This window comes from Acinetobacter sp. SA01 (genome assembly GCF_011319235.1).
Taxonomy (GTDB): Bacteria; Pseudomonadota; Gammaproteobacteria; order Pseudomonadales; family Moraxellaceae; genus Acinetobacter.
Window position 1 is genome coordinate 1,703 of record NZ_WXXM01000021.1, and the last position, 15,301, is coordinate 17,003.

General features: G+C 41.1%; 15 protein-coding genes. All 15 read right to left on the reverse strand.

Features of this window, described 5'->3' with window-relative positions; translation table 11 throughout:
* On the reverse strand, positions 1-879 hold an 879-nt coding region (gene dmpG, locus GTU69_RS14700; protein ID WP_166171558.1), incomplete at its 3' end, for a 4-hydroxy-2-oxovalerate aldolase.
* A 1-nt stretch (position 880) separates the two neighbouring features.
* Positions 881-1,837 carry an acetaldehyde dehydrogenase (acetylating) gene (locus GTU69_RS14705; protein ID WP_166171560.1) on the reverse strand — a complete coding sequence of 319 codons (957 nt, stop codon included), beginning with the start codon at positions 1,835-1,837 and terminating at the stop codon, positions 881-883.
* A gap of 19 nt (positions 1,838-1,856) precedes the next feature.
* On the reverse strand, positions 1,857-2,642 hold the full coding sequence (locus GTU69_RS14710; RefSeq protein WP_166171562.1) for a fumarylacetoacetate hydrolase family protein: 786 nt from the start codon (positions 2,640-2,642) through the stop codon (positions 1,857-1,859).
* Between the two features lie 133 nt (positions 2,643-2,775).
* Positions 2,776-3,315, reverse strand: coding sequence for a VOC family protein (locus tag GTU69_RS14715; protein WP_166171563.1), 540 nt, complete (start codon positions 3,313-3,315; stop codon positions 2,776-2,778).
* Between the two features lie 11 nt (positions 3,316-3,326).
* Positions 3,327-3,545, reverse strand: a complete 219-nt coding sequence (locus GTU69_RS14720; protein ID WP_166171564.1) for a ferredoxin — start codon at positions 3,543-3,545, stop codon at positions 3,327-3,329.
* 43 nt (positions 3,546-3,588) lie between these two features.
* A complete protein-coding gene (locus tag GTU69_RS14725; protein ID WP_166171565.1) occupies positions 3,589-4,086 on the reverse strand; it encodes an aromatic-ring-hydroxylating dioxygenase subunit beta in 498 nt (165 codons plus the stop codon).
* Complete coding sequence (locus tag GTU69_RS14730) at positions 4,087-5,493, reverse strand: Rieske 2Fe-2S domain-containing protein (RefSeq protein WP_166171566.1); 1,407 nt, start codon at positions 5,491-5,493, stop codon at positions 4,087-4,089.
* Positions 5,494-5,613: 120 nt separating this feature from the next.
* Positions 5,614-6,558, reverse strand: coding sequence for a VOC family protein (locus GTU69_RS14735; RefSeq protein ID WP_166171567.1), 945 nt, complete (start codon positions 6,556-6,558; stop codon positions 5,614-5,616).
* A gap of 157 nt (positions 6,559-6,715) precedes the next feature.
* Positions 6,716-8,209: an NAD-dependent succinate-semialdehyde dehydrogenase gene (locus GTU69_RS14740; RefSeq protein ID WP_166171568.1), complete on the reverse strand. Its 1,494-nt coding sequence runs from the start codon at positions 8,207-8,209 to the stop codon at positions 6,716-6,718.
* Positions 8,210-8,234: 25 nt separating this feature from the next.
* Positions 8,235-9,254, reverse strand: a complete 1,020-nt coding sequence (locus GTU69_RS14745) for a dihydrodipicolinate synthase family protein (protein WP_166171570.1) — start codon at positions 9,252-9,254, stop codon at positions 8,235-8,237.
* Positions 9,255-9,328: 74 nt separating this feature from the next.
* Complete coding sequence (locus GTU69_RS14750) at positions 9,329-10,330, reverse strand: ornithine cyclodeaminase family protein (protein ID WP_166171572.1); 1,002 nt, start codon at positions 10,328-10,330, stop codon at positions 9,329-9,331.
* Between the two features lie 298 nt (positions 10,331-10,628).
* Entirely contained in the window at positions 10,629-11,564 is a 936-nt protein-coding gene (locus GTU69_RS14755) for a DUF4435 domain-containing protein (protein ID WP_166171574.1), read from the reverse strand.
* Positions 11,565-12,884, reverse strand: a complete 1,320-nt coding sequence (locus GTU69_RS14760; RefSeq protein ID WP_166171576.1) for an AAA family ATPase — start codon at positions 12,882-12,884, stop codon at positions 11,565-11,567.
* A gap of 173 nt (positions 12,885-13,057) precedes the next feature.
* Positions 13,058-13,975, reverse strand: a complete 918-nt coding sequence (locus GTU69_RS14765; RefSeq protein WP_166171578.1) for a LysR family transcriptional regulator — start codon at positions 13,973-13,975, stop codon at positions 13,058-13,060.
* A gap of 74 nt (positions 13,976-14,049) precedes the next feature.
* The gene (locus GTU69_RS14770) at positions 14,050-15,294 is read right to left on the reverse strand and encodes an FAD-dependent oxidoreductase (protein WP_166171580.1); all 1,245 of its coding nucleotides are present in this window, start codon (positions 15,292-15,294) and stop codon (positions 14,050-14,052) included.
* Positions 15,295-15,301 lie beyond the last annotated feature (7 nt).

Genomic DNA, 15,301 nt, shown 5'->3' on the forward strand with positions numbered 1-15,301 from the left:
AAAGCTTGAATACACACCTGCATAACCGAGTGCCAGTGTTTCACGGTCTACACGTACTGGACGTTCCTGCAATGGACGCACAATATCTTCCGCAGCATCAATCAACTTTTTCACATCACAGCCATGATTCAAACCCATACGCTGTACAGCAGCAATAAAGACTTCAAGGGGTGCATTCCCTGCCCCTGCTCCCATACCGGTTAAACTGGCATCAATACGGTTACAGCCATGTTCCAAAGCCACAATGCTATTGGCTACACCTAGACTTAAATTATGATGCGCATGCATACCGGTTTCTGTTTCAGGATTTAACACGTCTTTCATCGCTTTGAATCGGTCAGCAATATCATACATGTTCATGGCACCCCCTGAATCCACCACATAAATACACTGGGCACCATAGCTTTCCATCAGCTTACCTTGCTGCGCCAAACCTTCAGGCGTATTCATGTGGCTCATCATTAAGAAACCAACCGTGTCCATGCCAAGTTCACGCGCATATTCAATATGTTGTTTGGAAACATCCGCTTCGGTGCAGTGAGTTGCCACACGCACCACGCGCGCACCAGCATCATAAGCCGCTTTTAAATCATGTACTGTACCAATGCCCGGCAGCAGTAAAGTTGCAACTTTTGCATTTTTCACTTCACTGGCGACAGCTTCAATCCATTCCAGATCGGTATATGCACCAAAGCCATAGTTAAAGCTTGAGCCTTGCAGACCATCACCATGCGCTACTTCAATACTGTCAACTCCAGCTTCATCTAAAGCTCGGGCAATTTGACGGACTTGCTCTAATGAATATTGATGACGAATTGCATGCATTCCATCACGCAATGTGACATCAGAAACATAAATTTTACGTTGTGGATCAATCATTTTATGCTCCTTCTGCCACGTTTTTTATTTGATTTAAATGTGTTTCAGCAAAGCGCTCTGCGGCTGCCAGTGCTGCGCTGGTCATAATATCGAGGTTACCTGCATAAGCAGGTAGGTAGTGTGCCGCACCTTCTACTTCCAAGAAAATGGAGACTTTTAAACCCGGTAGTTTGCCTAATCCCGGAATATTCAGCGGATGTTTGTTATTAAATTCTTCAAACTGCACTTCCTGCTTTAAGCGATAACCCGGGACATAGTCATGTACTGCTTCTGCCATCTTTTGCACTGATGTACGAATCGCTTCTTGATCCGCACCGAGTTCAGCAAAACAATACACCGTATCTCGCATAATCAATGGCGGTTCAGCTGGATTCATAATGATGATGGCTTTACCTTTTTGTGCACCACCGACTTTTTCAATCGCTTTAGATGTGGTTTCAGTAAACTCGTCAATATTGGCGCGGGTGCCGGGTCCAGCAGATTTGCTGGCAATCGAGGCAATAATTTCTGCATAGTGAACTTTGGCTACACGAGAGACAGCATGCACCATTGGAATAGTCGCTTGACCACCACAGGTGACCATGTTGATATTCGGTGCATCGAGATGTTCATCCAGATTCACCACCGGCACCACATAAGGGCCGATTGCAGCAGGCGTTAAGTCAATCACTTGAATGCCATAATTTTGCAATACTGTATTGTGATGTGCATGTGCCCCGGCAGACGTGGCATCAAAAACAATTTTAATGTCTTTAAATGAAGGTAATTTCAATAAACCTTCTACACTTTCAGCCGTGGTTTCAAAACCAAAACGTGCGGCGCGTGCCAAACCATCTGAGTTTGGGTCTGCACCGACCATTGCCGCCATTTCTAAATATTGTGCATTGCGCATGATTTTAATCATCAGGTCGGTACCGATATTGCCCGAACCAATGATGGCGCATTTAATTTTTGCCATGCTATTTATCCTTAATTTTTTATTTACTAAATTGAGCTGTCAGGGGGCCTAATCCATCAATTTCAACTTGATAAGCTGCACCTGCTTTTACGGTGACCATTGGACCAAGTGCACCTGTTAAAACAATATCGCCGACCTTTAATGGACGGCCTCGTTTGACCATTTCATCCGCCAGCCAAACAGCAGCATTTAGTGGATTGTTTAAGCAGGCTTTGCCCTGTCCCTGTGACACAACTTCGCCTTGATGAGTCATCTTCATTTGACAGTTCACCAAATCAAGTGCCGCCAAGGGAACTTTTTTTTGACTAAGGACAAATGCTGCTGAAGAAGCATTATCAGCCACAGTATCGAGCAGTGAAATTTTCCAGTTCTCAATACGACTATCTACCACTTCAATCGCTGCCACAGCATAATCTGTAGCCGCTACAATATCTTCAATCGTATGCTGCGCTTTCACTAAACTGCTTTTCAACACAAGGGCGATTTCCGCTTCAACTTTAGGCTGAATGAGTTTAGAAAATGGAATGGTCTGTCCATCTGCATAAGCCATATCATCAAACAACATGCCAAAATCAGGAGAATCGACACCAAGCTGTTTCTGTACGGCAAACGAGGTTAAACCAATTTTCTTACCGACCAAACGGCGGCCATTATTAAGTGCACGTTGGGTATTAATGTCTTGAACTGCATAGGCATGGTCAGCACTGGCATCCCCACCTAAACGCTCACAAATGGGTGCAATCGCTGATCGGTTTTTTTCTGCTTGATATAAGTCATCTGCAATTGCATGTTTATTCGCCGACATCGACTGTTCCTTTTAAAATTTTCATTTTTAGGCATAGCTTCGCCTAAGCATGACTACCCATTGTTTGAAATATTGATATATGGATTGGATTCAGCTCATGTGAACTAAGCCAGGATGAGCTGAGATTTAAGTATTAGTCGGTAATACTGACGTTTTTACCACTTTTGAGTTCTGCCATGCGTTGATCAAGCTCGCCATCCACATAGTACAGCTCAGTAAAACAACCAATTTGCTCTCGAGTATCAAAATATGACCAGCGGCAGTTGCCAAATGGCCCTTCAAAAAAACCTGCCATGGCTTTAGCAATACCTAAATCTAAATAGTGCTGTTCCGCTTGTGCATATTCAGCCGCATCTTTTTGGCGAAAACCGATATGATGCGGGCCTTTGCCTTTTTCATCAAGCCAGTCTTTATAAACACTTTTCCCACCATCATGGCGTGCAAGTTCAATTAAAGTTTCACCGGCAAAGCCATAAGCACAGCTAAATTGAAAATCACCTGGCTGACCATAGTATTCTTTCTCTTTTTGCGTTTGAGAAAGCCCTTCTGCGACATTCCAGACTTCAACACCGTTGGTTTTACTAAAAAAATCCATCGACTGCTGTAAATCTTCCACTACAAAACAGATTTGGTCGAAGCGCTTGCTCAGCATATTTTGTACAGATTGAGTCATAAGTTGTTCCCTTAAGCAGATTCTAGAACACGGAAGCTGATTGCTTGTGCAGGGCAAGAGCCTGCAAGCTCTTTCACTTCATCTTCACGATCAATATCGACAAAATGCTGTTTTAGATTTGCCACCTGACTACCTTGTGGAATTTCAAAAATGTCTTCAGACATAAGACACATGCCATAGCCTTGGCATTGATGTGTATCTAAAATAATTTCGATTTTTTGATTGCTCATGAGATTCATCCTTTAATTTCAAATCCAGAGGACTGTTTCTGTTTTACAGAAACACGCCCAAGTTTGGTGTACGTAAAACAGCTTCGGTTAAAATTGCCTTGCGTTTTAGTAAGCGAGCACCCTGCTCCGTAAGTTTTAATGTGTCTACACGACGGTAAGGAATAATATCGCCCTGCTCATCATGACCACGTTGACGGTACATAATAGTCGCACTATGTACATTCACCACATCTGCCTGCTCAGTCGGCTCAATCATCACACTGCCAATCACACGAAGTGTGCGAGATGGTGGTACTTCTGCCCACGCCTGCCCCGATGCCATACGATCAATACGGGTTTTAATATGTGCTTTACGGTCAAGCACACGGTAGGCTTCGCCGGGAAATTCATCCTTAAAATGATAAGAACTAATACGCAGTGGAACTTCATAGATGATTTCATCATCCAAAAGAGCAAACCATTCATCAAAGCGACGCTCATCCAGCAGCAATGCTTCTTGCGCTAAAAAATTATGTACAGTTTCACGAGTTAAAAAATCCATTTATGCCACTCCTTTTTGCTGTGCATTTTCATCAGCCAAACAAGTTACTTTGGCTTTTTGACCTTCACGCATTTCTTTTAGCCAGCGACGCCAGAAACCGATTTGACAATATTCCCCATAAATCGATGGATGGAATTCACCTGGACCTTTCCAGTCTGGATCTGCTCCTGTTTGCTTTTGGCTGTAATGCAGATTGACTTGCTCTTTACGCATCCAAGGGCTTTGTGCACCTTTGGCAATACCTTCCCAAACTGCAGTATCGTCAGCTTCAAAAATACCACCTGAACCAAAGGCATATTGACCTGCAGCATAGGCTTTTTCAGCATACTGTTCAGGCACGAAACTGAATTCAAACTCGTAGTTCCATAGTTCCATCACACCAGGTGCAACGGGCTGCCACATACGAATATTAGTAAATGGTATTGGCATTTCGCCCGGTGCTGGCGGATGTGGTAAACGCATATAGCTAAAGTTGGGGAAAATGGTACCAATGGTCGGTGGAACATCTTTAATCATTTTTAATTGAACATCGTCCAATTTTGACAAATCAAAATGTGCCTGCAACTCTGGCGGATAGCCCCAGTTTGGTAATGGAATGCCAACCATATCTGATAAGTTGTGGCCAATAAAACTGTTTCCATTACCAAAGTCATAGCCCGAAGCATGCGTGCTGACTTGGTTTACACTTGGAATAAAACCAGAGCTGGCAGCAGATAAATGTGCTGTGCTTACATGGTAAGCATCACCACAGAAGTTTTCTGCACCGCTTTTCCAGTCAGCTTTGACTTGAAAGCGTTCGGGTTCTTTTAATAAACGCACACCTTCTGGGTGAATACCAAAAATTGCATCCAAAGCCCAAACAGTATCGCCTAAGTACTCACGTAATGGCGGAACATCCTCATTCAATGATGCAAAAATAAAACCATAGATGCTTTCAACTTTCGCAGCACGAAGTAATCCCCATTCTTTTGCATCCAACTTGCCACCATAGGCATCCTTCATGTGCGGTGCGCCCATCCAGTCGCCATTGTTCTTATATACCCAGCCGTGGTATGGGCATTTAAAGCTAGAAGCATTACCACGGTCATTATGACAAACCTCTGTACCACGATGACGACAATGATTCAGTAAGACATTAATTTTGCCTTCATTGTCACGTGTCACAATCACTTTATCCAAGCCCAAACGGCGCAGCACATAATCGCCATGGTTTGGAATTTCAGTCTCATGCGCAATGAAAATCCAGTTACGTGTGAAAATGCGTTCCATCTCGGCACGGAACACAGCATCATCATTAAAAACGTCAATCGGCAAAAAACCGTTGTTAATGCTTTCTTCAACACGATTACACAGGTGCTCTACGTAATCTTCATCACTTCCTGCTGTCACTTGAATGTACTTAAACATGTGACTACTCCTTCCATTTTTGTTATTACTGCCTGGCGGCTGAATCAGCTATCCGGCTGATTCAGCGCTAGTATCGCTCGGTTTAAAAATTGTCTTGCTTTAAAATCATGCAGCTAAAAATTAGCCTGCTTTTTTGGCAGGACCATTAAATGGTGCCCAGTTCTGCTTTCTGAATTCCAGCAAATACGCTTGGGCATTGTCTTCATGTAATGGCAGCTCACGTGGTACCCAGTCAGTAGCCAACTGATCCATATCGGCATCGTATTCAAAACGGCAACCCAATGGCCCGTCGAAATACCAGAACCAGTTCGAACCTAAACCATGACGGCCTGGGCCCCAAAAGCTTTCATGACCAGCTTTTTCAAAGCGCTGACCTGCAAGCATGAGCTCGCTTGGACCTGAAAGATGGAAAGAAATATGTTCTACACCTTTAATATGTTCAGGTGCTTGAATAAGAAATAAAGTGTGATGATCTGTTGTACCGCCCGCACGTAGGAATGGTCCACCACCTAGACGGTCACTAACGCGGAAACCTAAACGGTTGACAAAAAAGACTTCGGCTTTGGCAGCATCTGGAACAAAGACTGCTGTATGTGCAACTGTACGCGGTTGAATTTGAATAGAATGATCTACCCCCAGCTGGTTATAGCCACGCTGATGTGGAGCACCTGGCGCATTGATTTTTTCTACAGGCAAATTTAATTCACGGCGAATGCTGATTTGGAAACCAATAGTGATGCCTGAATCATCAAATGTTTCCAGCGCGCCATTTTCCAGCACTTTCACTTCACGGTCTGTGCTCAATTCTGCTTGAATGGCGTCTAAAGTCGCTTGATCTGCAACACCGTACACCATTTTGCGTAATTGACTCATTGGTGAGAGTTTTGGCGGCAAAGCAGCATGATCTGCTTCTGCAACCAGAATACCTGTACCATCTAAAGTTTCAAAATAGCGACCAAAAGCTTGGCCTGGTACTTCAGTCAAACCAAAGTCCTGCATAAATTGAACTGAGGCTACTAAGTTATTTGCACCGTAGATCAATTGATCTATACCGATAATATTCATTCCTTTACTCCTGTATTCCATTCCTCGGAATACCCCTGTTGCTTTGTATTTTTATCTCGCCGTTTTACTGCATCATGCATTGGCTATTGAGCTGTTCAGCATTGTGAATAAAGTTGAAACAGCCCAATAGTAGATCTAAGATCAATTGACGATTGGCTTACTCTGTGTACAATCCATCCCAACACATGTATTTCATTTCAAGAAATTCATCGATGCCATAATGCGAACCTTCACGCCCCAAACCGCTTTGTTTTACCCCACCAAATGGCGCAACTTCATTTGAAATCAGCCCAGTATTAATACCGATCATGCCCGCTTCTAATGCTTCAGATGTACGCCAAACACGTGCTGCATCTTGACTGTAAAGATATGCAGCCAAGCCAAATTCAGAATTATTGGCTTGAGCAATCACTTCTTCGTCTGAACTGAAACGGATTAAAGGTGCGACTGGACCAAAAGTTTCGTCATGCGCAATCACCATTTCTTTAGTGACATTTTTCAAAACTGTTGGCTCAAAGAAGAATCCGCCCAATTCGCTGCAACGACCGCCACACACCACAGATGCACCATTTTCTAATGCATTACGAATGTGTGATTCAACTTTGTTAACTGCACCTGCATCAATCAAAGGACCTTGTACCACACCTTCTTCCAAACCATTGCCGACTTTTAAGGTTTTGACTTTAGCTGCCAATTTCTCAGCAAATTCGTCATAAATGGCATCATGTACATAAATACGGTTGGCAGAGATACAGGCTTGACCTGTGTTACGGAACTTAGATGCGATCACGCCGTCTACCGCCAAGTTCAAATCTGCATCATCAAAGACAATCGATGGTGCGTTGCCGCCCAGTTCCATCGAACATTTCTTAATGGTCGCAGCTGACTGTTCCAGCAAAGTACGGCCAACTTCAGTTGAACCTGTGAAGGTAATTTTACGAACCAAAGGGTGTGAAGTCAGAATGCCACCAATGACACGCGTATCATTACCGGTTAACACACTAAAAACACCGTCTGGTACACCGGCACGGCGTGCCAATTCTGCTAAAGCTAAGGCTGTCATTGGAGTTTGGCTGGCTGGTTTCACCACCATGGTACAACCGGCTGCCAATGCAGGTCCTGCTTTACGGGTAATCATTGCCGCTGGGAAATTCCAAGGCGTAATCGCAGCACACACACCAATCGGCTGCTTCAACACGACAATACGCTGTGTGTCTTTCGGTGCCGGCAATACATCACCGCGGATGCGTTTGGCTTCTTCAGCAAACCATTGCAGAAATGAAGATGCATAATCGATTTCACCACGTGCTTCAGTCAAAGGCTTACCTTCTTCTAAAGTGATAATAGTCGCTAAGTCTTCTTTATTTTCCACCACCAGCTGATACCAGCGATTGATAATTTCATAGCGTTGCTTCGCTGTAGTTTTACGCCATTTTTCAAATGCTGTTTGTGCAGTGTCAATCGCCTGATTGGTTTCTTCTTCCTTACAACGCGGCAGTTTCACCAGCTCTAAACCTGTTGCAGGATTATTTAAACTGTAACTGCCATGAGCAGTTTCCTGAATCCACTGGCCATTAATGAATGCACCGGTTTTCCAAAGGCTTGGATCTTTCAGCAGGTCTGCTGGATTTAAATGTGCAAAACTATTCATTTATCTGTCCTTAAATTATTTAGCCTTATTCAGGGAAACGACCAACAAGGAATTCGCTGTCAGGGTCATTGGTACACGGCAAGCCTGAAGCAATCAAACCTTGGCGAAGTACTTTCATTTGACGGTCTGGAATACGGGCAATTGGCGCGCGCAATGGGCCACCGTTAAAGCCTGCCAACCAATCCATATATTTCCAGTGTGCACGGTTAATATAGTTTGAGCCTGGCATATAAGCGCCTGTTGCTGCACCTACCGCACCGCGTGCAGGCTGTGCTTGCCAATACAACTTCATGGCTTCGTCAAAATTGCCTTCTTTTGCTAGATTAAAGGTTTTCACAAAATGATCACCCATCCACTGCGTATAGCTGGTTCCTGAGAATTGCATATCCATGTAACGCAGCAATGGAATCACGTCGCTTTCAATTGGGCAGGTCACCACGATTTGATCATTGAAACGTTCAAAGCTATCCACCAGACCGGCAATGTGCGGGAAGCCCTGTTCTGCTTTTAAAGACACCACGTTCGGACAATCATCAATTAAGCGTTGAATCAGTTCTGGTGACATGCCTTGTGGATGAACACGCTCAAAGCCCCAAAGCGGAATAGCGAATAACATCACGCCTAAATCCGTTGCATCACAGAAAGCTTTGGTGTAGTCATAAATATCTTGCTCAGAGGTCGGCCAGAAATTTGACGGGTAAGACAGCAGTACGATATCTGCACCGGCTTTTTCCGCCAGTTTTACTGCACGAATATTTTCTTCCAGTGTGCCAAAGCCTGCATGGAAGAATAAGCCCAGTTTGTCGCCAGCCTGATCTTTTGCCCATGCAGTAAACTGTGCATTTTCTTCTGGGGTAATCGCAACTTCTGTACACAGCAAGGTATAGGTGTAACCCAGATCAATGACTTTTTGAATGTCGTGGCGAATCCCTTTTTCATTTAAACGGCTTAAATCTTGGCTATAACTTGGAATAGTTACAGATGAACATCCTTTTAAATGTTCTTTTGCCCATGCACGTGCTTCACTGCGTTGATAATTCGCCATTAAAAATTCTCCTTTCCCTATATGGGTGCTTTCTTAAATGTCTATGTTTTTAGATCTGTGTTCTAAAGTGTTGATTAGCGGTCGATGGTGACAATGCTGTCACTCATTTCTTGATATAAGTCTGCTGTTTTGGCATTACGCAGCAGCATTTCTGCAGTGACAATATCCTGCAGTGCTGAACCTACTGACTTATAGATGACAATGTCTTCTGGGTGATTTCGGACTTTGAGTTTGCCTAACATCACATCAGATAGCGAAACTGTCTTTGCAGCCACATCACAGCCTTCTTGTTGTGCAACAAGCGCGTCACCTGTTTCATGAATGACTTCTTCCGGCATATCCGCCACAATCAGGCTGGCCTGTTTCATGGTTTCAACATCCAATTCACGCTGTTCCGGCAATGTTGAACTTACCGAAACAATAGTCATTCCCGGCTCCAACCAAGCCGCGTCAAAGACTGGTCCGCCATCACGGCTACGTGATGCACAAACCACTACATTTGATCCTTTCACAGCTTCTTCTGCTGTTGCGACTGCTTGGATGTCCAAGCCGTATTGCGCATGAAACTCTTGTGCAAACTTTTCACGATTGGCTTCAGTTGGACTAAATACGCGAACTTTTTTGACACGACCTGTTGCATTCAGTGCTTCTAAATGGGTACGGGCCAATGCACTCGAACCCAAGATTGCGACATTAAAGTGTTCTGTACTGGCTAAGGCATTGACTGCCACAACAGAACTTGCGGCTGTACGGATATCTGTAATGCGATTACCATCAATTAAAGCCACTAAACGCATGGTATCTTGATCGAACAAAGAGATCAGGTAACTGGCTTTTTTGTTTTTTGGGCTAGCTGCGATGAGTTTACAGCCCATATATTCTTTAGAAGGTGATACGGCACATAGGCTGCGCAGCCAGAAGCCATCACCGCGTGCCATTGTGCGTGGCGGTACCATTGCATCAGAAATAGGTTGGCTATAGGCATGACTGAGCGCTTCAATGGCGCTTGACCATGTTGCAAGTTCTGCCACATGATCATCATTGATAAATAAGGTTGGATGGTGTGCGTGGTTCACTGCTGAACTCCGTTTCAGTCATTTTTTTCTAATGTACTGATGTCTGATATGCGGAGCTAGCATGTAAGATGTAAAGCAGATATCTATTAAATGGATGGTTTGAATATAATGTTTAAACCATCTAATACATTTTTTTAATATTACTCATAGAATATAGTAAAAAATAGTAAAAGCCCAGATAGTCTGATCTGAGCTTTAATTTAAACAATAAGATTATTATTTAAAATACAAAAAAAATAGGATTTTGTATTAAAGTGTAATATGGTAATTACAAAAACATTAACACATATTGAGAAGTTTATGCAGCGAAAGAATTTTCATGTATCTGTAAAAACTCTTTCAAACAGGTAGGGGTATTAGCATATTGACTTAGTTCAGAAATAGCATTAGGTTTTGTCAATTGAAGCTTTACACTACTCCTATTTTGAAAAATTTCACGATTTTCTTTCTTACCTTTATCTTGTCTTAATAAAGTCAAAAATACTCTAAGAAATTCCAAGTTCTGTTTTCCTCGATACCATATTTCAGCATCTTTTCCTACAAAGTGAGGAATTGCACTATTAATATCTATAGATAAATCTTCAGGTAATTCAGAAAAAAAATTTTTGGGTAAAGATACATCGTAAAGTTTATCAACTTTGTCTAAACCAATAGAAACTAAGCTACTTATTTCTATATTGTTTATATTTAATCTAGTTTTTAGAGTTCCATCTTTTTCTTTTTGTCGTAAAAGAAAAATTAAATAATTAAATTCCTTAATAGCATTTAAAAACTCTTGTTTTCGATTATTAAATACCTGAATACACTTTTGATAGCATTGCGAAAATTCACCCATCTCACTAATACCAAATTCAGATCTTAAAATTCGCTGAAAAGCCTCATCTGATATATATAAATTTTCTACTGAATAACAGGGTGTTATATAGATATCAGAATTACTTTTTAGATGAGTATTATTGTCAAAATCTGAATCGACAAAAAATAAAGCTTTTGTATCTTTATAAGCTTCATTTTTTTTAATCGATTTTCTTAAAGCAATAACATTTTCTTTTCCACCACAATCTATACCAATCCAATCTACGGAAATGAAATTACTGATTCGGACAGAATAATATTTTTCATCTTCTCCCTCGAAACAAACAGGCAAATTTTCTTTTGCCACTATTCGCATAAATTCTAATAATTTAACCGATGTATTATTACGAGATTTAATTAAATTACTTACTATAGACACTTACAGTTCCTCAATATATTCAGCAAGGTCAACTGTGTGTGCTTCAAGTTCATTCTCAAATATAAAAGGTGAATGCGTTGTGGCAAACAAAAATTTACATTTTCCAGAATCTAATATATCGGGAAGTAATGTCTTTTGCCATTCCATAGAAAGCGATAGTTCTGGCTCGTCAAAAAAAATTGCGATTTCTTCTCTTTTTTGTAAATACAACATAGCAAATAGAGAAATAATCTGTTTTTCTCCTGAAGATAAAGTGTCAATATCAACAGGCTGCCTATTTTTCTTTCTTACAATATTTATTGTAACGTTACTTTCATCATAAATAACTTCTTTATCTCTTAAATACTTATTACTAACAGTAGTAAAATTCTGAATTGATTTATCATTTTCTTGTTGTTGTTCATATACTTTTAGAAGATTACTTACAAAGTATAAAAGTGGATTATACCCATTAAATATAGCGCCTGAAGTTACTAATTCTAAGATTTGTTCTTTATGACTAGTTGAAATATTATCACCAATTCGTTCAAGAACGATCTCTACTGATTTTGGCTGAGAGATTGATTTTTTCATCTCCTCGGTAATCACAAAACCTGTTACTAATTGTGCTAACATCTGACCATTAATTTTAGAAAACCAAATAGAAGAAGAAGTTAAGATTTCAGAAGTAATATTATTAATACTCTTTTTAACATCGCTCATCCCAAAATTAATAGAAAAATTCTCTAAGCTTAAATCCTCACTTCCTGTATAGAAAGTTCTAATATCCTCTTCAACACGTCTATATGTAGGCAAATATAGAATAGTAAATGGGAAATGATCATGTATATTTTTTAATTTAACTGATGTTTTTTTATTAATTTTAATATGTTCTGAATTTCTAATTTCATGTATAAAACTTTTTAATATACTATTTGGAACTTTAGTTTTTTTTCTAACCTCATTAAAATAACTACTATTTTCTATTTCCTCTAAAGACAACATACTCGTTTTATTAATAAAATCTATTAGATCCTGCCTACCTAATCTTACTTCCAAGTGAGAAACAATAGGGCTATTTTTTATTAAATCATTTATATTTTGATCAAATTCTTTTTTATCAAATGAAATTTCTGATTTATCGTCAAAAATAACCCCAATTGATGTGAAAACTATTTTTCTTAACTTAGAAATATTCCCAGACATTAATGCATAAAAAGCGTTTAATATTGAGGTTTTTCCATATCCATTTTCTGCAACTATAATTTTGTATGAACTATTAAACGTTATTCTAACGTTACGCTCCCCATGAAGTCCCTTCATATAAAATTCTTTTATCACTCGCCCCTCCTCAGTATGTAACTGTATATTTATAATTTATATTGCACCATTTTTTGCTAAATTACTAACTATTAAGAATTTTTAAGATCAATTTCACACCAATTATAAATTATGAACAAATGTATAAGCTTAAAATAAAATATCAGATACGAAGTTAAATTTTACAAAGACCATCATCGATTTACAATCATACCTTTTAAAATCAGCGGTGCTTGCTTTTCAAACCACTGCTGAATCACCCGTGATGCCCGAGTATTCGGGCGTCGAATGGTATGTGCGAGCACTACACTACGCGAAAGCTCAGGCTCTACAATCAAACTGGCTGCAAGTCGCTGCTGATTTTCTACACCAAATAGTCCTGAAGATATCGCATATCCTCCCCCAGCCGCTACCAGCTCATGTTGCAAACGATTCGAGTCTGCTTCCATCACACAGTCAAACTTATAGTCCATCTGTCGTGCCAATTGATCTAAACGTGCACGCAGCGGATGCGGACGGCTCGGTACAATCAAAGGTAAATCCTGTAAATCACGTAATTTAATCGTTGGCTGCTCTACCAAAGGATCGTGTATTTGACCGACCAGCATCAAACCGAACTCAGCAATCACGGCTTCTTCAGACTTAATCACCTCGCCCTCACGAAGCAGCAAAGCCATATCAATCCGCCCTTCTTCAATCATCTCTTCCAAATGGACGTTTGAACCTTCACTGAGGTGCAAATCAATACGCGGGTAATTTTGCTTCACATAACGGTATAAAGCACCGGAAAGCTGACGTACTAATGCAGGCAACAAGCCCACACGGACTTCTCCAATCGGCTCACCACCATAAGTCCGGATATCATCTTCAATTGCACCACATTCAATCGCCAGGTTAATAATACGTGGCAATAATTCATAACCCAGTTCAGTGAGTACCACGCCGCGCCCTGTACGTTTAAACAGACGTGTGCCACATTGTTCTTCAAGTTGGGCAATATGCCGGCTGATCATGGACTGAGGTACATTAAATGCATGTGCTGCCTTGGACAGACTGCCTAATTCTGCAACTTTAATAAACACCAGCCATTTAGAATCCAGTATCGATTGCATGCATATTTCCCTATTCATATTCCCTGTAAAAACCGGCCTGAAACACAGACCGGTTCAGACGGTTATAGCATCATTTATACTGAATTTAAGCTCAAAAAACTCTTTAAATTGGTATGAATATCTGCAACTTGGTGCTTGGATGGCGTGATACCTGCTTCCAGCAGTTTTCTCGCCATCATATGATCTACAGGTTGATTGACCGAATCAATAGCTACAAGTTTATCTTTCGCATAATGGAACACGGAAAAACGGCCGCTCTTCATATCGCCACGAATCACATAGTCACTGGTATCAAAGGATAAACCAGTCATTTGTAGGCGGATATCGCCCTGATCTGTCCAGAACCAGGGTACATTTTTATATTCTGCAGGCTGTTCAGTGACGAACTTGGCTACGGTAATCGCTTGATCGTTGGCATTCTGCACCGATTCCAATCGGATACGGCGGTCGCCTGCAAAATGGTTTTCATGGTTGGCACAATCACCAATGGCAAAAATATTGACAATATTGGTTTGCATGGTACGGTTCACAATAATCCCATTATCACATTGAATGCCCGCCTGCTCTGCCAGTTCAGTATTTGGAATTGCACCGACACCGACCAAAACTAGCTCAGCTGGAATCACGCCATTAGCACAGCGTACGCCTGTGACTTTGCCATTTTCACCAACAAATTCATTAATAAATGCACCTGTTTCAATTTGAATGCCATTATTACGGTGAATCTCGGCAATATAGTCTGACACCAATGGCGATACTGAACGGCCTAACACTCGCGGCATATGCTCAAGTACTGTGACATTTTTACCTAAACAGCGTGCAGTCGATGCCAGTTCTAAACCAATAAAACCACCACCAATAATCACCACATTTTCAGTGGCACTGAGAGCTGAACGCAGTAGGCGTGCATCCTGTAAAGTTCGCAGGCTCATCACACCCTGTAATTCAGTTCCTGGTAAAGGTAATTGACGTGGACGCGTCCCTGTTGCTAACACCAGATAATCATATTCAATCATATCGCCGTGATAGAGCTTCACTACATTCTCATCAGGATCAATTTCACTCACTGCGGTATTTAAACGTAAATCGATTTGATACTTTTCATAAAAGTTTTCTGGTTGCAGACACAGTTTGGATAAATCCATTTCATCTGCATCTTTAATAAAGCTTTTTGACAGAGGTGGACGGTGATACGGTAATTCCGATTCATTGCTAATGAGTACAATTTCACCAGTAAACTGTTCATGACGCAGTGCTTTGGCACAGCTGCATCCGGCATGGCCGCCACCGATAATCACCACTCTTTTATTGTTATTCATATTGATT